Here is a 13092-nt window from a genome sequence, read left to right as displayed (position 1 = left end):
TTTTACTGTTATATAGCAAGGCAAGGCCAACCCGGTTTAATGAAAACAAAAAGAATGAAGTTCGACAGCACATTTATAGATCAATCCTGGCTGCAACGGTTGGGTATCCCAGCTTTCCCTGAAACCGGATCTTACATCATCAACCCTTGTGATTACTGGAAACGTGGCGGAGAGGAAGATCTGGCTTTTCTCTATTCCTCGGAATCTCTGACTCTGGTCAGTTGTCACCCTGATCTGCGGCATGAACTGGGACAATTACAGCCCGAGTCACTGGAAACTTACCGAAAATACCGTGCCGATGCAGACAGACTGGAAGTGTATATTGATGACCTGGATTATTATCTGTTTGATCATCAGCCTGATTACACGCCGGAAGTTGAGGTTATCGAGCTGACAGCCAATCGAGACAGAAACCGGATTGAAAAGTTTATCGCTTGTTGTGATCCACGGGATCTGACTACTGCAGATTTTGACGAGGATTCTGATTACTTTTACGCTGCCATAATCAACGGCCAGGTTGCAGGAATACTGGCGGCTTATTGCGGTGTAGAACCGTTTGAATCCTTGTCGATTATTGTTTTGCCTGAGTTCAGGGGAACAGGTGCTGCCAAATCATTGCTGGCCAGATTGGTCGATGAAGCGGGTCACCGGAATCGTATCGTCCGCTATCGCACTAACCAGGAGAACAAGGCATCAATCAGACTTTGTGAATCACTGGGCTTTCGCCAGCATAGTCGATTGCAAATTATGGCTAGCCTTGACTGATTATTGATGGCTGTTTTATCAGAGTAGTACACAGCACCCCCTATTTGATTGTCGTCCGCCGGGGTGCACATAGAACAGTGCTGGCGGATTACCCTCCGGTGGTTCAACTCTGTCACGTACAATATCGCCATGTACTGGAGGGGACGTGGGAGGGGCATTATTTGATTCCCGATTAAGATAAGGCTCCTCCTCAAGTGGCGCTGGTGGCACCGATAAAATACCGGTCATATCCATATTATATTCATTATTATCTGCTGTCAGAGTGAACCCTGATGGTGCTGTTAATGAAGCTGCCACTTTGTGTGAAGACATCTGGGCAGCAGAACGGAGTGCAGCCACATCCGGTTGAGCGCTTCGGGTTTCATAACGAAGCTGATAGGGATCACCTTCTGAAGGGGTTACCAGGCCGGTGACTGATTGTAACGTCAAGCGAGTTCTGCCTTGACCAGAGCGACCGGACCCCGAAGAGCCAGTGCTTTCTCGTCTTGGGGTTGTCGTTGTTGCATCGAGGCTGATAGAGACCTCATTCTGATTTCCGGCCAGACACAGTGCATAGCTTGTTTTAAACTTCAACCCAGAGTTCCCTACTCCTTGCCAGACCGGCATTTCAAGTGCACTCATGTATCCTGCACCGTCATATTGCCAGTTAGAACAACAAATTTGACCATCCTGATGGTAACGCGCATCTAACGTTTTAATCATCAGGGCAAACTGGAGTACCGGGTCAATGAGGTAGAAAGTACCGGCATGAAAGTCTCTCACAAAGCCTTCAGGAAGCGAGAATGCCTCAGGATTCTCTCCCAACTCAGCAGTGACAATAAATCGTTGAGCAATCACCGGAAGTCGACCAGAGGAGCCCTCCGTTAAGCCCCGTACTACAATTACGGTCCAACCCACCGGACACTCCAGAAAAGCCTTTCGATCAAACAGAAACCCAAGTGATGAAATTTTTCTATTGATCAAATAACGGTACTGCTTCCAGTATACCTTGTGAGTACTATCTGCGGTCGTAATATCTCCCGTCCGCTTTTTATTACTGCCTGTGGAAGGTGTATTGGGTTGAGAATTGGTTGGTGTTGTATCTTCAACAAAAATCCAGCCTGTCTGAGAGCGGTAGCGTTCATCACAATTCTCTACCCGGGCTGTCACAATGGTTTCCTTCACATGCCCTATCAGCTCATCATCAAAATAAATCTGGAAACCACAGTTCATTCTTGCTGCAACCGTTGTTGTTATAAACAGCCAGAAAAGAAATGAAATACAACTTAATACCCGAACAAAAATATACATCATTTGACAAAAGAGTCCGGAAGCAATTGATCAAATAATAATGAAGAAAAAGCCAGTATAGATGCTTTATGCTAGACGCGTGTGCCTCCGTTCCATGCCGGGATACTGTCATTTCACACTACTGTTACAACAGAATCAGTTCGCTATCTTTAGGGGCAATATCAGTCTGTTAACGTGGAGGTAATTTACCCGCCCGGATCTCATCCCTCACCTGCATCAACATCGCACCTAGCACATTTTTACCATGATCACCGCGGTTATATTTAACGCCCCAGTAGCCGTCATAGGGTGATGTTTCAAACAGCGGTTTGTTTGCTGTAGACAACAGCGTCTTGCGAAACTGCGGATTCTGTTGAGCCTTGGCACGCAGAGCCTTCAGCATGACCCGATCTTTTGCGCCGCCATCCCATTGCTCCCGGGTTACATTCAAGGGAATTGATTGACTTTTATCCTTATAAGGATGAATAAAATGAAACACCTCACTGGAATTTTTACGGGTACGAATATGATTCCATTCAGGACTGCCAGGGGCAAACTTGCAGGCCTGGAAATAGTGCTCTGTCGAAGGCCAGGCAATACCATCGATTGTCAGGCTGCCACAATCATAAAAGTTGGTGAGTTCATAATATTTTTCATCCTTGTTATAAAACTGCACGACACCTGGACGGTCTTTAAACTGATTGAAAGGAAACCGGCGCTGATAGTCCTGCCAGGGTACAACCGGTGATTTCGAAACATTGGTTTTCGGCACTGCAACCTTGCGAACCGGTGCCGTTTTTGTTCTCCCAACCGCATCTGACCAGTACCTGTTTGGTGGTGCCTTGAGCTGACGGCGATGAGCCTGCAGGGCCTTTTCTATATTGCGCGCCAACTCCTGCTGACCACAGGCCATAAGACAGTGTAGCATTCGAGTGACTCTTTTCTGGTTGTGGTTATTATCATTGGCACACCATTTACTGTGCCGACCAGTTTCGCCCACCATCAGCCCCACATCATCTCCAGCCCGCTCTATTCCCCAGAATCGCAGCACATGGTCAACTGAAACCAGCAATTGGCGCTCCATTGCCGGATCATCCCGTAACCGTGCTGCCATTCTAGGGGTTAAGATCGGAGCACCGGGATTCACCGAGCTGGGTATCTTATTGGGAAATAACAGCTGGATGTAATTGTGTTCCTTTTCCATCTGCTGGTCGTTAAAAGCTCGAACCTGGTTCAGCGTCCATTGCTGGCCCTCGATTCTATGATCCGGTGATTGCATAAACTGTATCCAGTCCCGGCTTTGTAATTCCTTCTTCTCCTGTGGAGACAAAGGTGCCGAAACCGGATCAAACCTCACTCTGGGTTTGCCCGGTGACGGTACTGTCTGCGACAAAGGGCTGGCAAGTTCAAGCTCGACACTACCCGGTTGCACCTGAACAGGTCTGAAATCAGGTTGAAACTGTTGAAGTTGGTGTTCGCTGGCTTTAAGCCGGTTTTGAGCCACAGTCAGTTGTTGTTCCAGTGCCTGGGTATGGGCTGGTGTAGCGGTCCTTTTCAGATTCGCCAAAACCGGTTGAATATGCTGTTTTAATAGGGGTATCAGTGCCTGTGCCGTTTCATCCGGCGGCACAAACTGGATCACCTGATTGGCGTCGCTATATGTCAGTTCAAATGGAAGGTCATCTGTAGCTGTTTCAGGATGCGCCAGGTAATGCTCTATATCCGGCAAGAGATCAATAATATGCTTCTGCCCCAGCAGATCAGCCACCAGCGCTTGCTCAACGCGATACTGCTGCTGCGCCCGACTAAATTCATGAGCTTTTCGACTGATACTTTGTCGGGGTCCGGTTTGTTGGGTTCGACGGCTGGAGAGTGACTTGCCGGCAGTCCGGTTTCGCCCTCTGGCAATTTTGGGTTTCGGGGACGTTTTATCTGACAACGGCTTGCCTGGCTGATTGTCTTCAGATAGCGGTGATACCGGCGTATGCACCGGAGGTCTGACTCCTGTTGGCCCCTTGGTCATTCCCTGATCCCGAGATGATGTGATTCCATTGCTTTTGATCACTATCCCGTAAATAGAGGAAAGCTGCAATTAAGCCGTCCTGCTAATTGGCAAAATACTGAAAACTCAAATCTTGATCCAGTGAAAATTGTTATTAATATTTAATCTACTGAAGCAATTTTCTGAATATTTAGAGTTAATATAAAGTCAATTTCTATCATTACTAGAAACAACCTGAAGCATTCTCTTCTCATGCCTTTCTGAAATCAATAAAATCTAATTTAACGCATCGAATCAAAGAACTGTACACCAGATAACTTCCAGAAATGAACTTAAGTAGTGATCCAAAGTCTATTCAACAATAATAAATACTGAAAAGATCTCATTCTGGTTCACAAGGAAAAATGTTGCTCTACAAGTGGGTACTTTCTTTTCTAATTGTACTATTGAGCTCTATAATCTATCAGCCCTGCAGCTATCCTGCGGTACTTGAACATGACTGCCCCGTGGTTACGGCCGAATATTGCCATGATGGCGCCATAATCACCATTCAATCAAATACTCTCGGAACCATATGGATACAGGACAAAAGCAGTAAACTTTGGTATCCCCAGCCCAAAGCGATAGAACTCCTGCCCTACTCCCGAAGCTCTGAACAGCTCAAAAGCTTTGTCGTTCTTGTTGACCCGGCTCTTCAGGCCGATTACATAACCTCACCTATGGGGCACGTTTTCAAACGCAGCTCGGATAGCCATGGAGAAATAATCAAAACTGCCTTTCCATCGGTAAATACAACTACTGAACCTGCCACGCATATGACTCCTTTTTCTGGCAGGCAGGCCGCTATAGCCGGATTCAAATCCGGAGCGTTACAACTACTAACCCTACCTGAACTGAATCACCAGCTAAAAATATGCTGGATAGATAGAGTCCCAACAAGAGATGCCATCAACTGTATTGCAACTATAAACGATAGCTCCGCTGTTATCGCCTATCACGATGGAACTATAACCCGATGGTTTTTGTCCCCCCCTCAAACTAAATGGCAGCCCCAGCACATCGGGCACGAAAAATGCCCAATAACAGCAATGGCTCCTCACTCAGAAAAACAGTTTTTTGTCACAACGGCTGACGGATCACTCAAATTCTGGCGCTTTAAAAAAATTCGGGGGTGGTGCTGTAAATGCCTTATCCAAACGCCATACACTATAACTGCTCTTGAAAACCTTACAGCTACCAGCCTCATAGCAGGAGATATTGCAGGGAACCTGATAATACTTGAAAATCTTGGAAATCGCTGGCTTTGCACCCCGGTTGCAGAAAAGGTGCATACTACTGCCATCAAGAGCATCACCTGCCAGCCTGACGGTCAAGTGCTAATAACAGCCGACCAGAGCTGCAAGGTGCAAATTTGGGAATCACCACAGTTACCTGATCCCGTGGCCGGAAAAAAAATGCTACTTGAACATCAGGCTGAACGGATAAGCGGTCAAGTTTCCTTGACAGATGTTACCCCAGGCCCCTGCATTAGATGTGAAACTGACCTTAATCCCCTTTGTAGAGTGCTTTACGAAGTTTTGCAGTTACCCGGGAATCCCGAGCTTTGGGATTTTGCCCAGAGCATGCTGTCACATCGAGACATTAATTTCAGAGATGATAACGGTACCCTGCTGAATCGGGCAGTAAGAACAGCAAACAGTGCTTCTCTGGTAAGGGCATTGCTACTGGCCGGAGCTGATCCAGAATATCTGGATCAAGACGGTTTTACACCGATGCATCAGGCTATTCACCGAAAAAATACCGAAGTCCTTCAGGTCATGGTTGAGCAGGGCATACCATGCACACTGCCAGATTTTTACATTATCCGCCCCACCACCTCAAAAATATTCAAACGAGATGTTCATCATGTTGATCAGGTATACACATCAACTAGAAAAACAGTTCAAAAATGCTGGGAAAAGGACTGTCAGAACTTCAGACTGGTTTTTGCTTCTGGAAATGACTGTAAACTAAAAGCCAACCCTGCAGCACCACGCGTTTCTGCAATTTTTACAACTCCAAACCAGCGTGACAGTGACAACTTCCTCCCTTTAGAACATGCGATAGCTTGGGATGATCCGATTTTAATAGGAGCGCTTATCAGCTCTGGCGCAAATCCCGCTTCAAGAGGAAAGGATAACTTAACCCAATTGCATTGGGCTTTGGAAAAAGACCGATCACTTGCGACACACATCGTAAGAGCTATTGGAATCCACTTTGACGGCGGCAATAAGACGTGGCCTTGTGATTTAGCAGATCTGAAATGCCTGAATTGCAAAAATTCACTGTGCGAGCTTTTGCATGAGACCTTGCGTCTCGCTTATATGTCACAAGAACCTATTTATATTGTTCGACACGTGCAAGCAATACTCGATAAGAATGACCTTGACACATGTTGTAATTACGATATAGGCCTTGATGGAAAAGATGAGACATTGTTACAACATGCGATAATCACTCCAGGGCTGCAACCACTCATTAGACTACTGCTAAGAGCAGGGGCAGATCCGAACCAAAAAGGCTGGTGCTCTATCAATCCGCTTCATCTGGCACTTCATCACAGACTACCAAGGGCTATGTTTCAAGTAATGGTAAGGCACGGAGCTGTGCTTGATGGTGAAACCTTTTCAGCGTGCAAAAACACAAATAATACCTGCCACAAACTCAATGGTTTACCTGATATACCAGAAAGGAAACAAGTCATAAGGTTTCTGCTTGAAGAAAATGTCAATACGCCTGGAGCAGATGTTCTGAAACGTGCCATCTGTAATGGGTCTAATGATTACCCTCAACTTCTGATGGAGATAGGTGCTGACCCATCCCTGAGAGACAAGGCTGGCCTTACTCCAATTCACTGGACAATGCGAAATAAACATGTCGCAATGTTACGTAGCCTTCGACTCTATTTGACAAATATTCCTATAGCCTCTCGGGAACAACTTGCCTGCGATTGTGCCGTACCGGGTTGTGAGCTTATCCATAATTTGATTAAAAAGGGCTATCGCTTCAACCCAGTCAAATTCATGCAGGTAGATACAGATGACTTTCTGTATGACCTTCGCCGAAAACAGGTACTTCTGATTACCGCGACCCAAGAAAATGATCAGGCGTTAGTAACACTGTTACTACAGGCAGGAGCTTCTTCACACATCAACTGTCAAAGCAAAACGGGGCATACTGCTCTGCACCATGCTGCAGAAAATGATAATTATGACATGGTTAACCAGCTCATTCGGCAAGGAGCCAGCTTGTCAGTCTATGACTCAGGTTACGTATCGCCCTTGCATATAATGCTGGCCAACTTCCCTGAAGCGCAACTGCTTGAATTATTACAGCACTATCCACAAGCAATTACAGACGCTCGAGCTGTGTTGCTTGACTGTAGTGATGAGGTAGTACCAGCATTAGCAATGCTGTGGGAACGTCCGGAGCCGGTTAGCAGATATTTTTGTAAACAGTTATTCTCTCTCTGTCCTGAGGCACAGATGCGATATCAGGAAATATCTCGGCAGCAACAACATCTACCAGCATTGAAATGCCCTGTTTTCTATCAATATTGGAGAAACATAACTCCATTTTACTCACTGCCTTGTGGCCATTTGGTCTGTAAACCTTGCCAGCAGAAAATATTGGAAAATGCCAAAATATTTTCCAGATCTGCTAATTGTTTTTTATGCCAAAAATCCCCGGTAGAAAATGGAATAGCCTTGATCGCTCCTCCCTCTTTGCCTCAAGCACCACAACAGTTACTCGACATAGAAGAAAGAGATAATGAATTCCCAGAGGACCGTAAGATAATGTGTCATTGGTGTTCAACAGAAGCTGATTTACATATTCTGTCCTGTGGGCATTTATCTTGTCATGCATGTAGTAAACATCAGTGCCCCCAGTGTAAACGAAAAAGCTATGGCTCTATCAGGATTTTCCATTGATTTGAAGACATCCCAAAAATCATAATCCTTTACACTGCAACAGAGTACCGTAGCTCTGATATCCCTAAAAACAGCCACGCCATATGAAGAAGCAAACAGCTAACTACAGCCTCCTGCTATTTTTCAGAATATAGAGAGCGCTGGGCGAAATCTGCTTTTCATCCTTCCATGCAAAACCTTCACCATCCTTTCCCAAAGGGCGGTGACAAACCTCGGTTTGAAAACCGGCTGCAGCAAAAGCCTCGCGGTAATCCTGATCAGTCCAGAAATAATCAACGACCTCCAGTTCTGTATCAGGAAACTTGACCAGAATTTTGCTTCCGCTTCTCAGCGGCGGCTGCACGACTGTCATCTGGTCGGCCGCAAATAACCATTGCCGTGAAGAGTCATAAAGTGCTTCCGAAGCAGTAATAATTATCACTGTGCCACCGGGTTTTAATACCCGGTTAACTTCCTGCATGATCTGCCGGATCTCTGCCAGTGAAGGGATAATCAGCAACACATAGCAGATAAATACCAGATCATAGCTGTTATCCGGTCGCGGAATACTGGCGGATTGAATTTGGGTAACAGTAAAATCCGGATAGCTCTTCCGGCATTGAGTCAGCATTTCAGGTTCGATATCCATCCCTTCAACATCAAACCCAAGCTTTTCAAGGAAAGGCATTCTCAATCCGGTACCACAGCCATAGTCCAGTGCTTTATTGCCGGAGTCTGTAATTGATTCCAGCAACCGGGGAACATCACGCATAAAAAGGTAACTGACATCGCCCTGCACCAGCTCCGAGTAGAGCTCCGGGATTTCGCCACGGTACTTCATGCCTTTACTCTGATTCGGCCAAATTTTACAGTCTAGTTGTGATACTTGTTGGCTCAAGTGAGAGCAAAATTATTCCAAATCTCCTGTTTCAACCAGAACGTGAAAAAAACCATACAAACATAAGGGTTTTGCCCTGTCACTGCTTTACAACTCATGCTAGGATCGCCGCGAAAACAAGCGACAAAATAAGTATAAATACCATCTTTCATGGTATGATTTGCAGGAAACTATTTGATGTTCAGCGCTCTAGTGGATGACGACATTCGTCTCTGTCTGGTACAGCACTCTTTTGCACCCCGCTATACCGAACTGGTAGCGGCCCACAGTGAATACCTGTCCCAATGGCTGGCCTGGCCGGAAAAATGTAATACCGAAGAGGCATTTCGTGCCTTCGTCACCCGCTCACTGCATGACTATGCCGATGGCAAAAGCCTGACCTGTGCCATCGAGTACCGCGGAGAGATTGTCGGCAATATCAGTTTCAATGCCATTCTTGATGATCGCAAAATGGTTGAGATCGGTTACTGGCTGGCTGAATCGTATCAAGGTCAGGGGATTGTTACCCGGGCCTGTCGTTTCCTGATTAACCATGCGTTTACTGCACTGGATATGGACAAGGTTCAGATCAGTGTGGCTGAAGATAACAAACCCAGTCGTGCCGTTTGTGAACGGCTGGGCATGACCCTGGAAGGTATTATTTCAAACCGGGAAAAGATCGGTGATCGCATCCTGGCCCATGCAGTTTACGGGCTACATCGAACCCAGATTGAACAGGCGAAGGTATAGCAAGGGTAAAAACTGCATGATGAGAATCAATGTTATCGGTACCAGTGGCAGTGGCAAGTCCACCCTGAGCAAACGGCTGGCCAGCCAACTGGATATTCCCTATATCGAGATGGATCAGCTGTTCTGGGGACCGAACTGGCAGATGCCAAGGGATGAGGCCTTTTACTCCCGGCTGGAGCTGGCGCTGGATCAGGATTACTGGGTACTGGACGGCAACTATACCCGCACGACACCGATCAAATGGTCCCAGACCCAGCTGGTTATCTGGGTCGACTATTCCTTTACCCGCACCCTGCTGCAGGCGCTGAAGCGCGCCACTGTACGCATTGCCACCCGCAAGGAACTGTGGCCAAACACCGGTAACCGGGAAACCCTGCGCAAACTGTTCAGTAAGGATTCCATTATCTGGTGGACGGTTTCCAATTTCCGCAAAAACCGGCGCAAATACGTCACCATGATGTATGACTCCCGCTATGCCCATATCCGCTTTGTGCGGCTGCGGTCGCCGGCTGATGCCGAGCGGCTGCTTAGTGACCTTAGACCTGAGGGTGATTATTGCCCTGGTTAACTACGGGCAATAACCACCCATACGTCTTGTATAGCCGACCTATCGATATCCGTGGTTCCCGTAAGCTGGTGGCGGTGGAAACTGCTGTGGGTAGACATACCCCGGCCCCCCGGTCGTACCTCTTCCGCCCCAGTTGTCGAATTGGACATGGTTTGTTGAGCTTTCTGCCGGATACACAGACATGTGATGTGGCGGGCCTCCATATGGAGACATTGAAATATATCCAGAGCTGCCCGGTCCTGGTGGATAACCATGAATCATCATCTGTGGCTGTGAAAAGCCACGCCCGCAGGGCAAGGGCGAGGCAGTCGTATAGCTATAAGGGTGGCCCCCTGACATTGCCGGGCTCAGTCTCATTGCCTTGGTAACCGGGGTTGTCAATGTGCCAGGAAATTTAGGAACAACCTGAGGTACTCCTTGATCCCGGTCATCAAATCCCCTCTTCATTGCTCTTTGGTCATGAGACATATGTCCCGGTAGAGGAGGAGAAGCTGTCTTAACAGTCATAAAAGGGCTGCGAGCAACAACACCAGCTAGAAGAGCTGCTTTCAACTGACTGTCTTCACCGGCCCCCTGGTTACCAGTCACCTCTTGTGTACTACTCACTGCGAGGGGGCTGACTGGTTTGTGTTTCTGCCTGACTACTATTGGCGCGGATGGTGCTTTTCCTAGAGCGCTCAAATCAAAGGTTTCTACTTTTTCCAGCCAGTTAGTCTTTCTGCTTTTATGTTTCTTTATGATGAGCCTGCGTTGATGCCATACCACTACCAACAGTTTTTCTTCTGGCTGTAAACACTTTTGTCGATGCAATCCAAGTTTCAATACAATATTAAAGTACAGTTGTTTAAGTGGATCACTCTTATGCGCGTCATCAAAGTAGGTGTAAACAGCATCCCAGAACATACATAGTTTTAATTTTTTTTTATAATACTCAGCATTGGCATGAAGTTTCAGGTAATAGCTGTGGGGACTTTTCTTTATCGCTTCTTTTAAATCTGCTTCGCTTTGGCAAGTAGTAATACTTGAATAATCCAGAGGTATATCTTCTTCCTCATTATCTTCACCTTCAGTCACTACCTCTTTACCTGCCGTGTCCATAACGGCTTCGCTGGACCCTCCTGAATCCTGAAGATCAGCCCCCTCCATCATTTTAAAAACTTCCTTAAACTCGCCTTGCCAGTCAAATGAAACATCTTTGGGAAAGACCACGTCATTAATCCACTCAAGTCGCCACTTGATATAGTTCTTCTCTTTTTCCCCAAGCGGTGTGTGACCGTGATTAATTGCAGAATTCATGCAGGCTATCACTGGAACAAGGCAGACATCATGTTTTGCTTCTAGATAGTCAGCCAACAACTTATCTACCTGAGCAGCAGTCTCCGCTTTTTTATCGGAGCCTGACTCGGCTGGCCTTTCAATCCACTCACCATCCCTGCTTATAATATCCCTATATTGATACACCCATTGATAGCACCAGTAATCAAGATTAATCAGCAGCCTGTACATAGATAACGAAGAAAACCAGTCGGGCTTGTCTTCAGGAATATCTACAAAGTCAGCGAACTGCAAACCAAGCCCTGAAGCACGGTCTTCCCACACCTTGCGCTGATCTGCTGTAAGGCGGGCACCAAAATTGAGCCACTCTCCCACATCACATTCAACACTCTGTTGTTGAGATTGTTGTTGTGATAATTCTTCTGACCTGGGACTGACAGATTCTGAAGCGCTTTCATCTTCAAACTTTGTTGGAGGTACCTCCACCTTGGTAGTACCTATCCTTTGAGCCTGAGCAGCTTTGGCTGTAGCCTTTGTTCTTGATGCCAGGGCTACTGAGGCATCCAAACACAAAACTAAAAATAATAGTGATAAACAAAATCTACTTTTAAAACTCAAAAGTGTTTTTCTTTCCATCACATTTATAGTCATCATCACCTGAGTAATAACTGAGTGTAGTCACTACATCCAGTATCAGTGATATCTATCTCAATGGACGAATCGCGTTAATAAAACCAATTGTCTTTACTTCAGAAAGGACACATATATTTCCAAGAATAATCACTCCCAGGCCTGTAATAGTCAGTGAATTCCAGACAAACCCTTCAAACAGACTGGATAAAGTCAGCGCTACCACCGGTGTAATCACCAGCGCATAAGCTGAATAATTGGCTCCTATTCGGGCAACCAGCATCAGGTAGGCCGTAAAGCCCAGCACCGTTGCAACGATCACCAGATACAGTAATGAGCCCAGATAGCGGACACTGCTATCCCATAGCACCAGATCTGAAGCACCGTATTGTTTGAAAATGACCATAGAACTGACCAGCGCCAATATCAGACAGCCATACATCATTCCCCACAGGGTCGTTGTCCAGGCTTTCAAGCCGCAACGGGCATGACGTACCCCAATCATATTCCCCAGCGAAAACAACCAGGTGCCCAGCAGGGCAAAACCGATACCGATATAACTGTCACCTGACCACTGCTGGGCTTCCAGATCACTCCACAGCAACAACACCAACCCGACAATTCCCAGTACTGAACCCAACTTGAAATGACCACTGCTGGATATACCCCAAATCCACCGATTGTGTACCGCATTAAACAGCGTGGCCGTTGACATGGTTACCGCTACAAGTCCGCTAGCGATATATTGGGTTGCCAGGTAGAAGGCAACAAAATTCATCGAGAACAGGCACAACCCCTGCAACAGGTAAAAGCCATGGTCGCGGCGATAACTCCGTTGCAGCCGGCCGGAAAGCAGCACAATGATCAATAATATCAGTGCGGAAAAAACAAACCGGTAAAAAATAGATACGGTTGTAGGGACGTCCCCGCCCTGCCATTTAATCGCAAGCCAGGAACCACCCCAGGCCAGCAATACTCCGAGATAAAGCAGACTGTTAAACATTGA

General features: G+C 46.6%; 9 protein-coding genes. 4 read left to right on the top strand and 5 right to left on the bottom strand.

Going from position 1 to position 13092, the window contains the following annotated elements; translation table 11 throughout:
* Positions 1–39 precede the first annotated feature (39 nt).
* A complete protein-coding gene (locus ACYZZ0_RS01915; RefSeq protein ID WP_461534875.1) occupies positions 40–765 on the top strand; it encodes a GNAT family N-acetyltransferase in 726 nt (241 codons plus the stop codon).
* A gap of 18 nt (positions 766–783) precedes the next feature.
* Here ACYZZ0_RS01915 and ACYZZ0_RS01910 read toward each other — a convergent pair whose 3' ends face one another.
* Positions 784–2058, bottom strand: coding sequence for a hypothetical protein (locus ACYZZ0_RS01910; protein WP_461534874.1), 1275 nt, complete (start codon positions 2056–2058; stop codon positions 784–786).
* 166 nt (positions 2059–2224) lie between these two features.
* Positions 2225–4057 carry an NADAR domain-containing protein gene (locus tag ACYZZ0_RS01905; protein WP_461534873.1) on the bottom strand — a complete coding sequence of 611 codons (1833 nt, stop codon included), beginning with the start codon at positions 4055–4057 and terminating at the stop codon, positions 2225–2227.
* A gap of 383 nt (positions 4058–4440) precedes the next feature.
* Between ACYZZ0_RS01905 and ACYZZ0_RS01900 the strand changes: the two genes are divergently transcribed.
* Positions 4441–8007, top strand: a complete 3567-nt coding sequence (locus tag ACYZZ0_RS01900) for an ankyrin repeat domain-containing protein (protein WP_461534872.1) — start codon at positions 4441–4443, stop codon at positions 8005–8007.
* Between the two features lie 103 nt (positions 8008–8110).
* Here the strand turns inward: ACYZZ0_RS01900 and ACYZZ0_RS01895 are convergent, their stop codons facing one another.
* A complete protein-coding gene (locus ACYZZ0_RS01895; protein WP_461534871.1) occupies positions 8111–8827 on the bottom strand; it encodes a class I SAM-dependent methyltransferase in 717 nt (238 codons plus the stop codon).
* Between the two features lie 234 nt (positions 8828–9061).
* On the opposite strand from ACYZZ0_RS01895, the gene ACYZZ0_RS01890 reads away from it, so the two are divergent.
* Together ACYZZ0_RS01890 and ACYZZ0_RS01885 are read left to right on the top strand one after the other, a co-directional pair.
* The gene (locus tag ACYZZ0_RS01890) at positions 9062–9613 is read left to right on the top strand and encodes a GNAT family N-acetyltransferase (protein ID WP_461534870.1); all 552 of its coding nucleotides are present in this window, start codon (positions 9062–9064) and stop codon (positions 9611–9613) included.
* Positions 9614–9629: 16 nt separating this feature from the next.
* On the top strand, positions 9630–10181 hold the full coding sequence (locus ACYZZ0_RS01885) for a shikimate kinase (protein WP_461534869.1): 552 nt from the start codon (positions 9630–9632) through the stop codon (positions 10179–10181).
* A gap of 39 nt (positions 10182–10220) precedes the next feature.
* Here ACYZZ0_RS01885 and ACYZZ0_RS01880 read toward each other — a convergent pair whose 3' ends face one another.
* Positions 10221–12110 (bottom strand): hypothetical protein, encoded by a 1890-nt coding sequence (locus tag ACYZZ0_RS01880; protein ID WP_461534868.1) that lies wholly within the window; start codon positions 12108–12110, stop codon positions 10221–10223.
* Positions 12111–12159: 49 nt separating this feature from the next.
* Positions 12160–13089: a DMT family transporter gene (locus tag ACYZZ0_RS01875; protein WP_461534867.1), complete on the bottom strand. Its 930-nt coding sequence runs from the start codon at positions 13087–13089 to the stop codon at positions 12160–12162.
* Positions 13090–13092 lie beyond the last annotated feature (3 nt).

The organism is Spongorhabdus nitratireducens (assembly GCA_947387575.1).
Classification (GTDB): Bacteria; Pseudomonadota; Gammaproteobacteria; order Pseudomonadales; family Endozoicomonadaceae; genus CANDOC01.
This window is presented reverse-complemented; position numbering and strand designations above follow the sequence as displayed.

Coding starts and splice junctions, on each gene's coding strand:
- ACYZZ0_RS01915 (WP_461534875.1), top strand. CDS start 40: ATGAAAACAAAAAGAATGAAGTTCGACAGCACATTTATAGATCAATCC.
- ACYZZ0_RS01910 (WP_461534874.1), bottom strand. CDS start 2,058: ATGATGTATATTTTTGTTCGGGTATTAAGTTGTATTTCATTTCTTTTC.
- ACYZZ0_RS01905 (WP_461534873.1), bottom strand. CDS start 4,057: ATGACCAAGGGGCCAACAGGAGTCAGACCTCCGGTGCATACGCCGGTA.
- ACYZZ0_RS01900 (WP_461534872.1), top strand. CDS start 4,441: ATGTTGCTCTACAAGTGGGTACTTTCTTTTCTAATTGTACTATTGAGC.
- ACYZZ0_RS01895 (WP_461534871.1), bottom strand. CDS start 8,827: ATGAAGTACCGTGGCGAAATCCCGGAGCTCTACTCGGAGCTGGTGCAG.
- ACYZZ0_RS01890 (WP_461534870.1), top strand. CDS start 9,062: ATGTTCAGCGCTCTAGTGGATGACGACATTCGTCTCTGTCTGGTACAG.
- ACYZZ0_RS01885 (WP_461534869.1), top strand. CDS start 9,630: ATGATGAGAATCAATGTTATCGGTACCAGTGGCAGTGGCAAGTCCACC.
- ACYZZ0_RS01880 (WP_461534868.1), bottom strand. CDS start 12,110: ATGATGACTATAAATGTGATGGAAAGAAAAACACTTTTGAGTTTTAAA.
- ACYZZ0_RS01875 (WP_461534867.1), bottom strand. CDS start 13,089: ATGTTTAACAGTCTGCTTTATCTCGGAGTATTGCTGGCCTGGGGTGGT.